General features: G+C 74.3%; 16 protein-coding genes. 10 read left to right on the top strand and 6 right to left on the bottom strand.

Annotated features, from left to right (window positions below):
• The first annotated feature begins 37 nt into the window (after window positions 1–37).
• From leuC to MTO91_RS20570, 3 genes are all read left to right on the top strand, one after another.
• Window positions 38–1,465, top strand: a complete 1,428-nt coding sequence (gene leuC, locus MTO91_RS20580) for a 3-isopropylmalate dehydratase large subunit (RefSeq protein WP_405415533.1) — start codon at window positions 38–40, stop codon at window positions 1,463–1,465.
• Complete coding sequence (leuD, locus tag MTO91_RS20575) at window positions 1,465–2,055, top strand: 3-isopropylmalate dehydratase small subunit (RefSeq protein WP_178376291.1); 591 nt, start codon at window positions 1,465–1,467, stop codon at window positions 2,053–2,055. Before leuC ends, leuD begins: the two co-directional genes overlap by 1 nt.
• 139 nt (window positions 2,056–2,194) lie before the next feature.
• Complete coding sequence (locus MTO91_RS20570) at window positions 2,195–2,683, top strand: HU family DNA-binding protein (protein WP_405415536.1); 489 nt, start codon at window positions 2,195–2,197, stop codon at window positions 2,681–2,683.
• A gap of 351 nt (window positions 2,684–3,034) precedes the next feature.
• Here the strand turns inward: MTO91_RS20570 and MTO91_RS20565 are convergent, their stop codons facing one another.
• The 4 genes from MTO91_RS20565 to cofC all read right to left on the bottom strand — a co-directional run bounded on the left by MTO91_RS20565 (window position 3,035) and on the right by cofC (window position 8,432).
• A complete protein-coding gene (locus MTO91_RS20565; RefSeq protein WP_476652386.1) occupies window positions 3,035–4,024 on the bottom strand; it encodes an endonuclease domain-containing protein in 990 nt (329 codons plus the stop codon).
• Window positions 4,025–4,310: 286 nt separating this feature from the next.
• Window positions 4,311–5,258: an NUDIX hydrolase gene (locus tag MTO91_RS20560; RefSeq protein ID WP_178376294.1), complete on the bottom strand. Its 948-nt coding sequence runs from the start codon at window positions 5,256–5,258 to the stop codon at window positions 4,311–4,313.
• Entirely contained in the window at window positions 5,258–7,639 is a 2,382-nt protein-coding gene (locus MTO91_RS20555; protein WP_251783949.1) for an RNA degradosome polyphosphate kinase, read from the bottom strand. The genes MTO91_RS20560 and MTO91_RS20555 overlap by 1 nt, the downstream gene beginning before the upstream one ends.
• 61 nt (window positions 7,640–7,700) lie before the next feature.
• Window positions 7,701–8,432: a 2-phospho-L-lactate guanylyltransferase gene (gene cofC, locus MTO91_RS20550; protein ID WP_476654935.1), complete on the bottom strand. Its 732-nt coding sequence runs from the start codon at window positions 8,430–8,432 to the stop codon at window positions 7,701–7,703.
• 136 nt (window positions 8,433–8,568) lie between these two features.
• Between cofC and MTO91_RS20545 the strand changes: the two genes are divergently transcribed.
• From MTO91_RS20545 to MTO91_RS20520, 6 genes are all read left to right on the top strand, one after another.
• Window positions 8,569–9,288, top strand: a complete 720-nt coding sequence (locus MTO91_RS20545; protein WP_476652384.1) for a lysophospholipid acyltransferase family protein — start codon at window positions 8,569–8,571, stop codon at window positions 9,286–9,288.
• A complete protein-coding gene (locus MTO91_RS20540) occupies window positions 9,285–10,343 on the top strand; it encodes an NAD(P)H-dependent glycerol-3-phosphate dehydrogenase (protein ID WP_178376295.1) in 1,059 nt (352 codons plus the stop codon). The genes MTO91_RS20545 and MTO91_RS20540 overlap by 4 nt, the downstream gene beginning before the upstream one ends.
• A gap of 5 nt (window positions 10,344–10,348) precedes the next feature.
• On the top strand, window positions 10,349–11,461 hold the full coding sequence (locus MTO91_RS20535; protein WP_476652382.1) for a cystathionine gamma-lyase: 1,113 nt from the start codon (window positions 10,349–10,351) through the stop codon (window positions 11,459–11,461).
• A gap of 175 nt (window positions 11,462–11,636) precedes the next feature.
• Entirely contained in the window at window positions 11,637–12,218 is a 582-nt protein-coding gene (locus tag MTO91_RS20530) for an HNH endonuclease (RefSeq protein WP_476652381.1), read from the top strand.
• Between the two features lie 176 nt (window positions 12,219–12,394).
• Window positions 12,395–13,252 carry a DUF4397 domain-containing protein gene (locus MTO91_RS20525; RefSeq protein WP_476652379.1) on the top strand — a complete coding sequence of 286 codons (858 nt, stop codon included), beginning with the start codon at window positions 12,395–12,397 and terminating at the stop codon, window positions 13,250–13,252.
• Window positions 13,253–13,255: 3 nt separating this feature from the next.
• Window positions 13,256–14,086: a class F sortase gene (locus MTO91_RS20520; RefSeq protein ID WP_476652378.1), complete on the top strand. Its 831-nt coding sequence runs from the start codon at window positions 13,256–13,258 to the stop codon at window positions 14,084–14,086.
• Between the two features lie 115 nt (window positions 14,087–14,201).
• Here MTO91_RS20520 and MTO91_RS20515 read toward each other — a convergent pair whose 3' ends face one another.
• Complete coding sequence (locus tag MTO91_RS20515) at window positions 14,202–14,498, bottom strand: hypothetical protein (protein ID WP_346105620.1); 297 nt, start codon at window positions 14,496–14,498, stop codon at window positions 14,202–14,204.
• A gap of 272 nt (window positions 14,499–14,770) precedes the next feature.
• Here MTO91_RS20515 and MTO91_RS20510 point away from each other — a divergent pair, with 272 nt between their 5' ends.
• Complete coding sequence (locus tag MTO91_RS20510; RefSeq protein WP_476652376.1) at window positions 14,771–15,838, top strand: LCP family protein; 1,068 nt, start codon at window positions 14,771–14,773, stop codon at window positions 15,836–15,838.
• Here the strand turns inward: MTO91_RS20510 and MTO91_RS20505 are convergent.
• On the bottom strand, window positions 15,801–17,021 hold the full coding sequence (locus MTO91_RS20505) for a GNAT family N-acetyltransferase (RefSeq protein ID WP_476652374.1): 1,221 nt from the start codon (window positions 17,019–17,021) through the stop codon (window positions 15,801–15,803). The two genes, MTO91_RS20510 and MTO91_RS20505, sit on opposite strands and share 38 nt — an antisense overlap.
• Window positions 17,022–17,090: the final 69 nt, after the last annotated feature.

Below are 17,090 nucleotides of genomic sequence, written 5' to 3'. Positions count from 1 at the left end.
GGAAGGCCACCGCGATCAGATCACAGAGGAGGCGGGCGTGACCACCGCAGAGAAGCCGCGCACGCTGGCCGAGAAGGTCTGGGACCGGCACCTCGTCCGCAAGGGCGAGGGCGACGAGCCCGACCTGCTCTACATCGACCTGCACCTGGTGCACGAGGTCACGAGCCCGCAGGCGTTCGACGGGCTCCGGCTCGCGGGCCGTCCGGTGCGCCGTCCGGACCTCACCATCGCCACCGAGGACCACAACGTCCCGACCCTCGACGTCCTCGCCCCGATCGCGGACGAGGTCTCGCGGACCCAGGTGGAGACCCTACGTCGCAACTGTGAGGAGTTCGGCGTCCGCCTGCACCCGATGAACGACCCCGAGCAGGGGATCGTGCACGTGGTCGGGCCGCAGCTGGGGCTGACCCAGCCGGGTACCACGGTGGTCTGCGGGGACTCCCACACCTCCACCCACGGCGCGTTCGGCGCGATGGCGTTCGGCATCGGCACCTCCGAGGTCGAGCACGTGCTCGCCACCCAGACGCTGCCGCTCAAGCCGTTCCGGACGATGGCGATCGAGGTGACCAGCGCCGACGGCACGCTGCGTCCGGGCGTCACCTCCAAGGACGTCATCCTCGCCGTGATCGCGCGGATCGGGACCGGCGGCGGGCAGGGCCACGTGCTGGAGTACCGGGGCAACGTCATCGAGAACCTCTCGATGGAGGCCCGGATGACGGTCTGCAACATGTCGATCGAGGCCGGTGCCCGTGCGGGCATGATCGCCCCGGACGAGACGACTTTCGCCTACCTCAAGGGCCGCGACCACGCCCCGGCCGGCGACGACTGGGACGCCGCCGTCGCCGACTGGCGGTCCCTGCGCACCGACGACGGCGCCGAGTTCGACCGGGTCGTGCGGATCGACGCCGACGAGCTCACCCCGTTCGTCACCTGGGGCACCAACCCCGGTCAGGGCCTGCCGCTGGGCGAGTCCGTGCCCGACCCGGCCGCCATCTCCGACGACGGCGAGCGCGCCGCCGTGGAGAAGGCTCTGTCCTACATGGGCCTCACCGGTGGGACCCCGCTGCGGGAGGTGCCCGTCGACGCGGTGTTCGTCGGCTCCTGTACCAACGGCCGGATCGAGGACCTGCGCTCGGTCGCGGAGGTGCTCGACGGGCGCTCGGTCGCGAAGGGCGTGCGGATGCTCGTCGTCCCGGGGTCGATGCGGGTGCGCTTCCAGGCCGAGGAGGAGGGCCTGGACAAGGTCTTCACCTCCGCGGGTGCCGAGTGGCGCTCCGCGGGCTGCTCGATGTGCCTGGGGATGAACCCCGACCAGCTCGCGCCCGGTGAGCGCTGCGCGTCCACCTCGAACCGCAACTTCGAGGGGCGGCAGGGCAAGGGCGGCCGTACCCACCTGGTGTCGCCGCTGGTCGCCGCCGCGACCGCCGTGCGCGGCACGCTGAGCAGCCCGGAGGACCTGGACTGATGGAGAAGTTCGACACCCACACCGGGATCGGCGTGCCGCTGCGCTGGTCCAACGTGGACACCGACCAGATCATCCCGGCCGTCTACCTCAAGCGGGTCACCCGCACCGGCTTCGAGGACGGCCTGTTCTCCGCCTGGCGCGACGACCCGTCCTTCGTGCTCAACAACGAGCCCTTCGACCGGGGGTCGGTGCTCGTCGCGGGCCCGGACTTCGGCACCGGCTCCTCGCGCGAGCACGCGGTCTGGGCACTGATGGACTACGGCTTCCGGGTCGTCATCTCGTCGCGGTTCGCCGACATCTTCCGCGGCAACTCGGCGAAGGCGGGGCTGGTGGCCGCCGAGGTCGCCCAGCCCGACGTCGAGCTGATCTGGAAGAAGCTCGAGACCGAGCCCGGCACCGAGATCACCGTGGACCTGGGTGAGAAGACCGTGCAGGCCGGCGATCTGACCGTGCCGTTCGAGATCGACGACTACGCCCGGTGGCGGCTGCGCGAGGGTCTCGACGACATCGGACTGACCCTGCGGCACGAGGGCGACATCACCGCGTTCGAGGGAACCCGGCCCGCCCGGATGCCACGCACTCTGGCCTGATCCGAACACGGGTGGTCACCATGCTCCGACAGATGTCGTGGTGATCACCCGTTCGGACCTGTACTGACGGACGGTATGCGACCTGGACTCGCGTCGGGATCTGGTGCGCGGCAGGGGCGCAGCCTTACCTTTCGTGACCATGAACAAGGCTCAGCTCGTCGATGCGCTGACCGCCCGGCTCGGAGACCGTCGTGCCGCCACGTCGGCCGTCGACGCGATGGTCGAGGTGATCGTGGACGCCGTCGGCCGTGGTGAGACCGTCACCCTGACCGGGTTCGGGGTGTTCGAGCCGCGACGACGCGCGCCGCGCACCGCCCGTAACCCGCGGACAGGGGAGACGGTGCCCGTCGGGGAGACCGTGGTGCCGTCGTTCCGGCCCGGCGCCGCCTTCAAGGAGCGGGTGGCCGCCAGCGAGGCCGCCGCCGCGAACGCGACCAGCGCCCCCCGCCGTACCGAGCGAGCCGCGACGGGCACCGGTCGCAGCACCGCGACCCGCAAGACGATCCCGCCGGACACCGCGGGCGCTCCGGCCGCCGGGGCCGCTCCGGAGAAGAAGGCGGCTGCCCCGAAGAAGGCGGCCGCCTCGGCGAAGAAGCCGGCCCGACGGAAGGCCGCTGCGGAGAAGTAGCCGCGCCACCGCGGTCTGCCCTGCCCCGCGGTGCCGTGCCGCCCCGCGCCCGTGCCCCCTCTCCCTCCCTGCCACGCAGTCCTGTGCTCGCCGTCCATCGCCGTCCACGAGTGCGTCGATCAGTACATGACTGCTTCCCGAGCGGAGGTGGACAGCGCTCACGTACTGATCGACGGTCCTCCGCCCGGTGTGCACCCTGGCCCGGTGCGGCCCGCCGAGCGCGGCGGGCGTGGGGCCGCGCCTCGCTGGACTGCCCGCTCTGCGCTGCCTCCCCGGGGCGCGCCGCGCCGTCCGAGCCCCTCACGCGTCGATCAGTACGTGAGTGCTTGTCCGACCCGAACGCAGCGACGCTCACGTACTGATCGACGGGGGCCGTGGACGAGAGCGGGGACGCGGCGCCGGTGCGGGTCGGGGCGAGGTGAGGTGGGTCCGTTGGGCGAGCAGGGCGCGGATCGTCCCGACGGTGCGGCGGGCGTTGCGGGTGAGGCCGTCGGCGGTGAGCCGGAGGGTCTGCCATCCCAGCGCCGCGGTGCGGGTGTCGCGGATGCGGTCGAGCGGGTCGTCGTGGTGGGCGCCGTCGTACTCGATCGCGAGCAGGGCGTCGGGGTAGGCGAGGTCGAACCGCGCCCAGGGGTGGCCGCGGGCGTCGTACAACGGGAACTGGACCTGCGGGACCGGGAGCCCGGAGAGCACGAGCAACAGCCGTAGCCGGGTCTCGGGTGGGGATTCCGCCCGGGGGTCGGCGAGTGCGACGACCCGGTCCAGCCGGGCCGAGCCCCGCACGTGCGGGTACCGCGACCGCAGGACCAGGAGGTCGGCGGGGTCGAAGCCGGGGCACGGCGCCGTCATCCTGGACAGTCTCCGCTGCTCGGGTGCCGGTGTGCCCTGTACCGGTACGAACACCGGCCGATCCCGTCTCCGGGCGGCGAGTGCGTCGAGGGCGACGACGGCGTCGACGAGCTCGAGCCGCCGGCACAGCGCCCATGCCGTGGCGCGGGGTGAGGTGACCCGGACGCCGTCGCAGAGACCGGGTTCGAGCGGGACGCCCTGGTGGGCGAGCAGGTCCGGGCGGGGCCGGATCCGCCGTGGCGCGACGAGCTCGGCGGGCGCCGTCCACGGCCCGCAGGACGCGCCGAGGATCTCGGCCGCCGAGTAGGCCGACGCCGCGCCGAGGGGCCCGGCGTGGACCGATGCGGCCCGGGCCCGGAGCGCCGGGGTCATGGGGACCGCTGCTGACACGTACACGTCGGGGAACAGACGCACGAACCGTGGCCCGCGCAGCCGCGCCGGCGTGACGATCCCGCGCGCGACGGCCTCCGACCCCCGGAACGGCTCCTCCACCCGCGCACCCTGCATCCCGGCCCGCGCCCGGCGGGCCGGAACCGGTGGGTCCGTTCGCGATCGCACACGCCGCTGCAGGGAGGGCGCCTCCGAGGACAGGTCGATCAGTGCACCAGTGCTGCCGACCCGGGGCCGGACAGCTCTCAGGCACTGATCGACGATCGGACCGGGACCGGGACCCGGGACGTCGGGTGCGGGGCGCGGGGAGTGGTGTGCGGACGGCGTCCGAGGTGCGGCGCGGGCGGGTCGGTGGGCGCGGCAGGGAGGCGCCGAGCGGCGAGGCGGGTCAGGAGGGCGGGCGGCGGTAGTAGTCGGCCGACAGCAGGGCGCCGTCGTCGCCGAAGCCCAGGACCCAGGTGCTGGCCTTGTGCGAGGGCAGGTCGGGGTCGGGGGACCGGCCCGCGGCGGCGAGCAGGTGCCCGACGACGTCCGGGATGACCCCGCCCTGGCTGCACAGCAGCGTCACGCCGGGCTGCGCCGCGAGGGTGCGGAAGCGGGCCAGGCCGTCGGCGGGGGAGACCCAGTAGCCGTGCTCGCCGAGCAGCGGTTCCACGTCCGGTTCGCCCGCGCCGGACGCGTGGGCGTACGGCTCGATCGTCTGGCCGCAGCGCAACGGCGGGGCGGTCGCGAGCCGGTCCGGGCCGAAGCGGTCGAGGAAGTCCGCGAGCCGGTCGGCCTGGGTGAACCCGGTACCGGACAGGGGGCGCAGGTCGTCGTCGCCCTCCCAGGCGGTCCGGCTCCCCGCCTTGGCGTGCCGCACGAGCACCACCGTCGACGACGGCGGCCCCACCCGGTCGAGCCGGTCCAGCAGGTCGGCGTCGGTCGGGCGGGTGAGGAGCGCGGCGGCCTCGTCGCGCGGCAGCCAGCGCAGGTCGTCGGTCTCGTCGGTGACGGAGAAGCCGTGGTCGCGGACGGCCTCGGCGGCCCAGTAGTGCACGACCTTCTGGCCCTTGCCGGGCACGGCGTACGCGGTGTGGCCGAGCCGGGCGCCGAGGCGGCACCCCAGGTGCGCCTCCTCGGCGGTCTCGCGCAGCGCGGTCAGGGTCAGCGCCTCGCCCGGGTCCTGGTGCCCCTTGGGCCAGGACCAGTCGTCGTAGCGGGGGCGGTGGACCAGGGCCACCTCGACGGTGCCGTCGTCCGCGCGGCGCCACGGCACCGTCCCGGCCGCGACGACGTCGGCGATGCCCGCCGGATCGACCTCGGCACCGTCGGTCCGGAGCTGTGCGGACAGCATCAGTCCTCGCTGCTGCCGCGGCGGGAGTTCATCATCTCGACCTGGTGGTCGCGGACCCGGATGTTCTCCGAGCCCGGCGCGGGCGACGGCGACCAGGTCCCGTCCGGCCCGAGCGTCCAGCAGCGCGTCGCCGGGTCCAGGCAGGAGTCGAACATCGCGCCGAGCTGGTCGGCCAGCTTCGGGTCGGCGACCCGCAGCATGACCTCGACCCGGCGGTCCAGGTTGCGGTGCATCATGTCCGCCGAGCCGATCCAGTACTCGTCGGCCGAGCCGAAGTGCAGCACCCGGGAGTGCTCCAGGAACGGCCCGAGGATCGACCGGACGGTGATGTTCTCGCTCAGCCCGGGGCGGCCGGGGACGATCGCGCAGATGCCGCGCACCACGATGTCGACCGGCACGCCCGCCTGCGACGCCCGGTAGCAGGCGTCGATGATGGCCTCGTCGACCAGCGAGTTCGCCTTGATCTGCACCCGCGCGCCGGACTCGCCGGACAGGTGCGCCTCGATCTCGTCGTCGATGCGGCGGACGATGCCGCGGCGGATCCCGTACGGCGCGACGAGCAGGCTCCGGTAGGAGGTCTGCCGCGAGTAGCCGGTGAGGGAGTTGAACAGGTCGGTGAGGTCCGCGCCGATGGTCGGGTCGGCGGTGAGCACGCCGACGTCCTCGTAGAGCCGCGCGGTCTTCGGGTTGTAGTTGCCGGTGCCGATGTGGCAGTAGCGGCGGATCTCCGACCCCTCCTGGCGCACGACCAGGCAGGTCTTGCAGTGCGTCTTGAGCCCCACCAGGCCGTAGACGACGTGCACGCCGGCCTTCTCCAGCTCGCGTGCCCAGCGGATGTTGGCCTGCTCGTCGAACCGGGCCTTGATCTCGACCAGGGCGACGACCTGCTTGCCCGCCTCGGCGGCGTCGATCAGGGCGTTGACGATCGGGGAGTCGCCGGAGGTGCGGTAGAGGGTCTGCTTGATCGCGAGCACGTTCGGGTCGGCGGCGGCCTGCTCGATGAAGCGCTGCACCGACGTCGAGAACGAGTCGTACGGGTGGTGCACCAGCACGTCGCCCTCGCGCAGGGTCGCGAACACGCTGCGCGGGGTCTCCCGCTCGGCGAAGGCCGGGTGCGTGGCGGGGCGGAACGGCTCGTCCTTCAGGTCGGGACGGTTGACCCCGTGCACCTGCCACAGGCCGGTGAGGTCGAGCAGCCCGGGGACGGTGACGACGTCGTTCGGGTCGACGTCGAGCTCGCGCAGCAGCAGCTCCAGCACGTGCTCGGACATCGTGTCGAGCACCTCGAGGCGGACCGGCGGACCGAACCGGCGCCGGGCCAGCTCGCGCTCCAGGGCCTGCAGGAGGTCCTCGTCGCGGTCCTCCTCGACCTCGAGGTCGGCGTTGCGGGTGACGCGGAACGGGTGGACCTCGGTGACCTCCATTCCGTTGAACAGGTCCCCGAGGTGCGCGGAGATGAGGTCCTCGATCGGCAGGAACGTGCACTGCCGGTTCCCGGCGCGGGTGTCGGTGTCCGGCGGGTCCACCGACACCAGCCGCGGCACGTTGTTCGGCACCTTGACCCGGGCGAACCGCTCGGTCCTGCCCTCCGGGTCGCGGACGGTCACCGCGAGGTTGAGCGACAGCCCGGAGATGTAGGGGAACGGGTGCGCCGGGTCCACCGCGAGCGGGGTGAGCACCGGGAACACCGTCTCGGTGAAGTAGTCCGACAGCCGCAGGCGCTCGGCGTCGGTCAGGTCCTCCCAGCTGCGCAGGTGGACGCCGGCCGCGTCGAGCTCGGGGAGCAGCTCGTCCATGAACACCTCGGCGTGCGCCCGCGACAGCGCGCGGCTCCGCTCGGTGATCCGGGCCAGCTGCTGGCGCGGGGTCAGCCCGTCGGCGCTGCGCACCGACAGGCCGGTCTCGTCGCGGCGCTTCAGACCCGCGACCCGGACCATGTAGAACTCGTCGAGGTTGGAGGCGAAGATCGCGAGGAACTTCGCGCGCTCCAGCAGCGGCTGGCTGGAGTCCTCGGCCAGGGCCAGCACCCGGGCGTTGAAGTCGAGCCAGGACAGCTCGCGGTTGAGGTAGCGGTCCTCGGGGAGCAGCTCGGCCATCGTCGACGCCGGGGTGGTCGCCCCCGCGGGCGGTGCGATCGGAGCGGCCCCCTGGACCTGCGACGGCGCGGCGGCCGGCGGCGCGGGCGGCGCCGCGGGACCCGGCGGCACGTGCTGCTGGGACGGGATCTCCGCGGCCGGTGCCTGGTCGGCGACGCTGCGGCTCGCGGTGTGCAGCCGCCGCGATGCCGGACGCGGGGCACGGCGCGACGCCGTCCGGGGACGGCCCCCCGGGTGCGCGGAGGTGCCGTTCCGTCCGTCCGGGGTCGCCGAGTCGTCACTCACGTCGCAATTGTTTCGTACCGCTCCGCAACCGTCCACGCGGACACGGCCCCGTCCGGCGATGTCACGTACGTGGTGTGCCACACCGTCGGGCGACGGCGTCACCGGGCGGGGGACATCCGGGTGGGTGAGATGTGGCGGGCGGCCCGTGCCGGGCGTCGACCACGGCCCGGGTCCACACCCCCACCCCGAGGGCGACGGCGTCGTCGAGGTCGGCGGCGGTGTCGACGTCGCGGCGCAGGCCGGGACGGACACCGGGCAGCGGGCGTGCCCCGGAGGCGCTGTGCCGGGCCGCCGAGCCGCGGCCGAAGTGCGGGTCGAGGTCGTGGCCCGGTGCGACGAGCAGCAGCGTGGTGCCCTCGCCGGGGGCGTCGGGCTGGAAGGCGCGGGTCGCGCCGGCGGCGAACAGCACGGCGGCCGCGGCGACGGCGTCGTCGAGCTCGGCCGGGCGCAGCGCGGGCAGGTCGGCCTGCAGCGCCCCCAGCGCGGCGTGCGGGTCGCGCGAGCGCAGCAGCGCGGCACCGTGGCGCAGCGCGCCGTTGAGCCGGCGGCCGGGGTCGGTGACGACCTCCGCGCCGAGCGCGCCGACCTCCATCGCCACCGCCGGGTCCGAGGAGATCACCAGCACGTGCCGGACCGCCGTCGCGGCGACGGCGGCGGCCACCGTGTCGCGGGCCAGGGCCAGCGCGAGCCGCTGGTGCGCGTCGAGATCGCCCACCCCGCCGTCGGCGGCACCGCGCAGCCGGGTCTTGGCGCGGGGCAGCGGTTTCACCGGTACGACCAGGTCCACCCGCAGGGTCACGGCCCCAGTCTGGCACCCCGCGTGACACCGTGGGGCCTCTGTGGGGAGACTCCACGGACGAGATCGCCGATCATCCCGATCCGCGACGACCCCACGACCCGCCACGGGGGCGGGCAGGAGGAGGCCGCCGGTGGCACGCGAGAAGGGCGGATTCTGGGTCGGTTTCGCCGTCCCGTTCTTCTACTCGATCGGCTGGCTCACCGGCCGGCCGCGCTACCAGGGCCGTGAGCACCTCCCGGCCCGCGGCGGCGCGCTGCTGGTCGGCAACCACATCTCCCACCTGGACCCGATCCACACCGGGACCTACGTGCACAGCGCGGGGCGGGTGCCCCGGTTCCTGGCCAAGAGCAGCCTGTGGCAGGTGCCGGTGCTCGGGCAGGTGCTGCGCGGCTCGGGGCAGATCCCGGTCTACCGCGACTCCGCCGACGCCCAGCAGAGCCTGGCCGCCGGGACGCAGGCCCTGGCCGACGGCAAGATCGTCATCATCTACCCGGAGGGCACCATCACCCGCGACCCCGACGGGTGGCCGATGCGCTCGCGCACCGGCGTCGCGCGGATGGCGCTGGCCTCGGACGTGCCGGTCATCCCGATGGTGCACTGGGGGACCCGCGAGGTCCTGAACGGCTACGAGAAGAAGTTCCGCCCGCTGCCGCGCACCGACGTCGTGCTGCGCGCGGGGGACCCGGTGGACCTCAGCGCCTACCGCGGGCGCCCGCTGGACGCCCACGTCCTGCGCGAGGTCACCGACCTGATCATGGGCCGGGTGCGGGAGCTCCTCGCCGATGTCCGCGAGGAGGACGCGCCGGAGGAGTTCTACCGCCGCCGCCCGGAGAGCGAGGCGGGCCGATGAGCGTCCCCCCGGCCCCGTCGTTCGGGGAGCGGCCGGTCAACGAGCCCGTGCACTCGATCCACCGCGTCGCCGTGCTCGGCGCGGGCAGCTGGGGCACCGCGTTCGCGAAGGTCCTCGGCGACGCCGGCCGCGACGTGCGGCTGTGGGCCCGCCGGGTGGAGGTGGCCGAGGCGATCAACGCCGACCGGCGCAACCCCGACTACCTGTCCGACGTCGCGCTGCCGGACACGCTGCGGGCCACCCACGACGCGGCCGAGGCCCTCGACGGGGCCGACGCGGTGATCCTCGCAGTGCCGTCGCAGTCGCTGCGCGACAACCTGGAGCGCTGGCGCGACCTGGTCCCGGCCGGGGTCACCCTCACCAGCCTGGCCAAGGGTGTCGAGCTGGGGACGCTCAAGCGGATGACCGAGGTCATCGACGACGTCACCGGCGTCGGTGTGGACCGGCTCGCCGTCGTGTCCGGGCCGAACCTCGCCGCGGAGATCGCCCACGAGCAGCCGACGGCCACCGTCATCGCGTGTGAGGACCACGACCGCGCCGTGGCGCTGCAGACCGCCTGCGCGACCGGGTACTTCCGCGCCTACACCAACACCGACGTCGTCGGGGCGGAGCTGGGCGGGGCGGGCAAGAACGTCATCGCGCTGGCCGTCGGCGTCGCGTCCGGGATGGGGCTGGGCGACAACTCGCGGGCGTCGCTGATCACCCGCGGGCTGGCCGAGATGTCCCGGCTCGGGATGGCGCTCGGTGCCTCGCCGCTGACCTTCGCCGGCCTGGCCGGCATGGGCGACCTGGTGGCGACGTGCAGCTCCCCGCTGTCGCGCAACCGCACCTTCGGCGAGCAGCTCGGCCGCGGCGCGAGTCTCGCCGAGGCGGAGAAGGCCAACCACGGCCAGGTCGCCGAGGGCGTGAAGTCCTGCCTGTCGATCTGCGAGCTCGGTGAGCGCGCCGGGGTGGAGCTGCCCATCGCCGACGCGGTGCGCCGGGTCTGCCACGAGGGCATGACCGCCCACCAGATGGCCAAGGAACTGATCTCCCGGGCCCCGAAGCCGGAGTGAACCCCATGCTCGGAGACGGCACCCGCTGCGTGCGCGGCGGGGAGCACGACGCCCACGCCGTCGGCGATCCGGTGCACCGAGGGCCGGTGCTGACCAGCACCTACCACCTCGGCCGCCCGGAGGAGGCCGACCAGGGCGCGGACTTCTACGCCCGCGCGGACAACCCGACGTGGCGGGAGTTCGAGGCCGCCGTCGGCGAGCTCGACGGCGGGCCGTGCACGGTGTTCCCGTCCGGGATGGCCGCGATCGCCGCGGTCCTGCGTGCGTTCACCGGCGCCGGGCGCGGCGTGCTGCTGCCCAGCGACGGCTACTACGTCGCGCGCCTGCTCGCCGACGAGGAGCTCGCCCCGCTCGGGGTGCCGGTCGCGTACTGTGCGACCGCGGGCGACTGGGCCTCGGCGATCGCCCGGCACCAGCCCGCACTGGTGATGCTGGAGACGCCGTCGAACCCCGGCCTGGAGGTCTGCGACGTCGCCGCGGTCGCCGCCGCCGCGCACGCGGCCGGCGCGGTCGTCGCCGTCGACAACACCACGTGCACCCCGCTCGGGCAGCAGCCGCTCGCGCTCGGGGCGGACCTCGTCGTCGCCAGCGACACCAAGGCGCTGTCCGGGCACGGGGACCTGCTGCTCGGGCACGTGTCCGCGGCCGACCCGGTGCACCACGAGCGGGTCTGCGCCTTCCGCACCCGCGGCGGCGCGATCGCCGGGCCGATGGAGACCTGGCTGGCGCTGCGCGGGCTCGGCACCCTGGACCTGCGGCTGGCCCGGCAGGCCGAGAACGCCCGCGCGCTCGCCGTCGCGCTGCGGGAGACCCCGGGCGTGCACGACGTGCGCTGGCCAGGGCTGGCCGACGACCCGTCGCACGTGCTCGCCCGGACCCAGATGCGGCGCTGGAACGGGATCCTGCGGTTCACCCTGGCCGACACCCGCGCCGTCTCGGACTTCCTGGCCCGCACGACGCTGGTCGACTCGGCGACGAGCTTCGGCGGTCTGCGCACCGCCGCGGACCGGCGGGCGCGCTGGGGCGACGCGGTGCCGGACGGTCTGGTGCGGCTGTCCTGCGGGGTCGAGGACACCGACGACCTCCTCGCCGACGTGATCGGCGCACTCGGGGGCTGATCCGCGCCGCGGAACCGACGGGACACCCGGCGTCGGTCCGTCTATCACACTCGCGTAACCCGGCTTCCGTATGGTCGACTACATCCGGACCTCGAGCGTTCGCGGAGGTGGTCGCGTGCCGTACCGACAACCCGTCCCCGGTGGTGCCGAGATGATCTCGGGTGGAGATCTGCGGATGGTCGATCCGCTCCCCGACGATCCCGTCCCGGCACCCGGGACCGAGCCGCCGACCACGGCTCACGTCCCGGTGGGGTCCCGGGTCCTGCTCCTCAACGCCAGCTTCGAACCGCTGGCCGTGGTGACGTCCAAACGTGCCATCTGCCTGCTGCTCTCCGGCAAGGCGGAATGCCTCCAGGAAGCTCTGGAGGGTGCCGAGTTCCGCTCGGAGAACCTCGCGCTCCCCGCACCCTCGGTCCTGCGCCTGTCGCGCTACGTCCGGGTGCCCTACCGCCGTTCGGTCCCGATGACCCGGGCCGGGGTGCTGCGGCGCGACTGCCGCCGCTGCGCCTACTGCGGCAAGCGGGCCGACACGATCGACCACGTGGTCCCGCGCAGCCGCGGCGGCGCGCACACCTGGGAGAACTGCGTCGCCGCCTGCAAGGCCTGCAACTCGCGCAAGGCGGACCGGCTGATCGAGGAGATCGGCTGGACACTGGGGACGACACCGGCGCCACCGCCCCGTACGGGTGCCGGGGTGCTGGTGCTGGCGGTGGAGCCGTTGCCCGCGTGGGAGCCGTGGTTGGCCTCGGTCGCATGACATGACCGCGCACAACTGAATACGGGCTGTCACGCCCCTGGGGATCCGTTCACCATTCTGGGTAACCTGCCATCGCCAAGATCGTTGATCTCAGGAGCGAAGCAGCCGGGGCCCGGATACCGGCCTGGACGGAGGAGCCCTCGATGGACGGGCGGAGGCGGCGCGCACGGATCGCCGTGTTGGTCGGATCCCTGCTGTTCGCGACGGCCGTGGCGCTGTCCGTCGTGCCGGTGGCGAACGCGTCGCCACCGGCCGGTCGGCTGCGGCTCGGCCACCTCGCGCCGTCGGTCGGCGCCGTCGAGGCCCGGATCGAGGGCCCGGACGGTGCCGCATCGTCGCCGCGCCTGGCGGCGCCGGACGTGCGCTACGGGACCGTCTCGGGCTACCTCGACCTCGCCGCCGGGCAGTACACGGTGTCGATGCACGCGGTCGGGAGCGGTCCGGACTCTCCGGCCCTGATCTCGGCACCGGTCCGCGTCGACACCGGAGCCTCGCGGTCGTTGTTCTTCTTCGACAGTGCGCCGGAGGGACGGCCGAAGGGGCGGGTCGTCGACGACGACGTGGCGGCCCCGGGTGCGGGTCTCGGCCGGGTGAGGCTCGTCCAGGCCGCCCACGCCGGGTCCCTGCTGGAGGCGCAGGCGGTGGGTGGTCCCCGTCTCGCCACCGATCTCGGCTACGGGACGGTGACCGGGTACGCGACCGTCGACGCGCGGACCTGGGACGTGCGTCTGGCCAGCGATGGCAGGACCGAGGACGCCACGCTCCCCGTCGGGCCGGGCTCGGTGAGCACCGTGGTCGTGACGTCCGCCGCCGACGGCGCCCTGACGGTGCAGTCGCTCGTCGACCGGCCAGGTGTCACCGCGGCCACCGGAGGGAGCGCGGCGGCGCCGGTGATCCCGCGGGGCGGTGTGCCCGCGGGTGCCGGCGGCGCGTCGGACGGGCCGGGTGTCCTCCCGCTGCTCCTGGCCCTGCTGGCGGCCCCGGTGCTGGCCTACGGGATGACCGTCCTGGGTGCGGCCCGCCGCCGGAGGTGACCGGTGTCCCCCGAGCACTCCCGTCCGGCCGGTCCGCCGCCGGCCGACCCGGTCCACCTCGACGCCGACGGTGCGCCGTGGCGCGCCCCGATGCGGACCCCGGTCGGACCTGCGTGGAGTCCGCCACTGGTCACGCGGCCCGGCCCCGTCGAGCGCGCGCGCCGGCTCGTGGCCGTGGTCCGTCCCGAACCGGTGCCGTCCGGCCCCGCGGCGCGCGCGGCGGCCGTGGCTGCCCTGCTCGCCCTCCCGCTGCTGCCCGTCCTGCTCGGAGATCCCGATCCGCCCGTCGCCCCGGCCGGGGAGGCGGTGCGTGTCGCCGGCCCGCCGGCCGCCCCGGTCGGCCGGGTCGCGGCGTCGTCGCCGCCGTCGTCCGCGCCGCGCGCCCGACCGGTCGCGCCGCCGTCCGGGCTCGTGGTGCCCGCGATCGGGCTGCGCGCGGGGTCTCCGGAGCAGTTGACGATCGGACCGGACGGTGCGCTCGGTGCGCCCGCCGATTTCGACCGCATCGGTTTCTGGACCGGTGGGCCGACCCCGGGGCAGGCGGGACCGGCGGTGATCGTCGGCCACGTCGACTCGTTCCGCGGGCCCGCGGTGTTCTGGCGGCTGCAGGAGATCCCGGTCGGCGCGACGGTCACCGTTCCCCGGACCGACGGGCGGTCGACGACGTTCACGGTCGACCGGATCGAGGTCTACCCGAAGGACCGGTTCCCGTCCGACGAGGTGTACGGACCGACGGCGAACGCGCAGCTGCGTCTCATCACCTGTGGCGGATCGTTCGACCGGGCCGCGCGTTCCTACCGGGAGAACGTCGTGGTCTTCGCGTCGGTGCACTGACCGGTATCCGCACCGGCCGGCGCACCCGGACGTACAGGAGCCCCTGCCGTTCCGAACGGCAGGGGCTCCCGTGTGCGTCCCGCGGGCGGACCGTCCGCGGGACGGCGGCCGCGGGTCAGCGGCGACGCAGCAGCGCCGAGGTGAGGCGGGCGGCCCGGCCGGCAGCACGCCCGGCACCGGCACCTGTGCGTGCGCGGAAGGCCCGGCAGGTGGCGCCGCAGACTCCGCAGTCGGTGCCGGCGCGATAGTGCTCGTGTGCGTCGCGCTCGTGGCCGCAGCGGCAGAGCCCGGTGTCGGCCGGGACGGTGGCGACGGGCGGCGGCCCGGCGTCCTCGGCGGCGGCGCGGGGCGTCGGGATCGCCGCGGCGGTGGCGGCCGGGATGACGGCGGGGGTGTCGGGCGTGACGCTCATCGGGTCTCCTGTTCGGTCCGCGACGGCCGTGCGGCCGTTCTGTCCCTGGATTCGCCTGGGCCGTGCGGACCATTAGCGTGAGGGCCACCGGTTCCACAGATGTGATGAGGTCTGGCGTATCCGACGTTGCGCTGAGTGCCTTCCGAGGCCTTGAGCTGCAGCGATTCATCACGTTGCGTACAGCCGACGGGGTGGCCGCGTGGTCCGCGGTAACGCCGGTCGCCGCCGGACGACGAACCGGGTGAACCGATCCGGATCATCCAGGAGACCTGATGCGCGACGCCGTACCCCCGACCCGGCACGACGACGTCGTGCCCGGCCTGCAGACGGGGCGACCCGGCCGCCGTGGCCGTCGCGTGCTCGTGGCGTTGCTCGCCGTCGTACTGGTACTGCTGCTCGCCGTGGCGGGCACCGTCGCGTACCTGACCTCCAGCATCGGCGGAGGCATCTCCCGCATCCCCGACGCGTTCCGCGGCATCGACGCGGGAAGCCGCCCGGCGTCGTTCGGCGGCACGGCGTTCCTGCTCGTCGGGACGGACTCGCGCTCCTCGGAGCCCACCACCGGCGGCGACGCCACCCCGGGGGTCGACGCGGGATCGCAGCGCTCCGACGTCATCATGCTCGGCACCCTGGCTCCGGACGGGGAGCACGGCAGCGTCGTGTCCATCCCGCGCGACTCCTGGGTCGAGATCCCGGGCCGCGGCACGAACAAGATCAACGCCGCGTACGCGTTCGGTGGTGCACCGCTGCTCATCGAGACCGTCGAGAACCTGACCGGGGTGCGGGTCGACCACTTCGGCGTCATCGACTTCGCCGGGTTCACCTCGCTGGTCGACTCGGTCGGCGGGATCGACGTGACGGTCGCGCGGGCGACGAGCAACGCCGGGGTCGACTTCACCGCGGGGGAGAACCACCTCGACGGGGGCGAGGCCCTGGCCTACGTCCGGCAGCGCTACGGCCTGCCGAACGGCGACATCGACCGTGCGGCGCGCCAGCAGAACGCGATCAGGGCGCTGCTGGAGAAGGTCCAGGAGAAGGCGAGCACGGACCCGGCCGCGCTCTACGCTTTCGCCACCAGCGTCGGCGATGCGGTGAGCGTCGACGACTCGTTGTCGAACACGGGGCTGGTGCAGCTGGCGCTGGAGAACCGGAACCTGCGCGGGTCGGGGGTGGCCTTCGTGACGGCGCCGGTCGCCGGTCTGGGTCGGGAGGGCGCGCAGTCGGTCGTCTATCTCGACGACGGGCGTGCCGCGGATCTGTGGGATGCGGTGCGCAACGGATCGGTGGCGCAGTACGCGGACCTCAATCCGACCGAGGCACTCGGCGGGACCCCGTCCTAGCGCGCACGGCCCGGACGAGGCCCACCGGCCCTTCACCGCGCCACCGGCGCACCGCCTCGCCGAGCACTCGGTGCAGGGTCCCCCCGGCGATACGCCGTCGCAGTGCGGCACGGGCGCGGGCCGCGGTCACCAGGGCCAGGACCGGCACGGACCGGCGTGCGATGAGCAGCGCCCGTTCCTGGTGGATGGGTACCGCCCGCCAGCGCCGCTTGTACGGCTCGTCCCCGCGGAGCAGGTCCAGCGACGCGAGGTCCCGCTCGGCCACCACGTCGATCCCGCGCCGGATGGTGAGCGCCGCGACGTCGACGTCGGCGCGCAGGGCCGGATCGGCCCCGACGAGGTAGGTGTGCACGGATCGGCCGCCGAGCAGGAGAAGCTCGGCCGCTACCGGACGCCCGTCGCGGTGGTACAGGTCGATCTGGGCGGCGCCGGCTCGGGCGAGTCCGGGTACGGCGTCGGTGAGCAGCCCGCGGAAGCGGTGCGCGTGGTGCTCCGGGTTGATCGCACGCCCGGCCCACTGGCGGTGGTGGAGCTCGAGGAGGGTGTCCACGGCGCCGGGAAGGTCCTCGGCCGGTGCGGCAACGCAGGTGATGCCGGACCGTTCCGCGGTACGCAGCCGGCGGCGCAGGTACTTCGGGGCGGGACCGGCGGCGAGCATGTCGTCGACGGTCCGGTGGGGGATCTCCGGGCACACCGAGGCGGGGGTGCGGACCGTCCGTCCCGGCCACACCGCGGCGAGCACGGACGCGACGCTTCCCTCCCGGATCTCGGGTAGGTCCATCACGTGCCAGTCGCGCACGGCGAGCAGTGCGTCGGCGAGGTACGGCACGGCCGGCCCGCGGTGGGCGTCGTCGGCGAGGAACTCCGTGACGTCGGACAGACCGCGGCCCACGGGAGCGAGCCGCCGTACACCGCCCCGCCGTTCGGTGAAGACCGCGGCGCCCGCGACGAGCAGACCGTCGCGCCGCACCGTGACCAGGCAGGGTTCGCCGGCCGGGCCGTAGTGCTGCCACCACGCCCTCAGCCAGGCACTGCGCTGGAACGGGGTGGCGGTGGCGCAGCGGTCGACGAGGTCGTCCCACTCGGCGGCGACGGAGTCGAGCCCGTCGAGCCCGGTGAGATGGCCGATGACCCACCGGGGAGCGGCGCCGCGTGCGGCCGTGGGTCGCGACGGGCCGGTCACGGCACCGCCAGGACGGGGGCGTTGCCGGCCGGGTGGTGGCGCGGACGCCGGGACCGGATGCCCAGGTGC

It is taken from the genome of Pseudonocardia sp. 2-7, from assembly GCF_056341085.1.
This window is presented reverse-complemented; position numbering and strand designations above follow the sequence as displayed.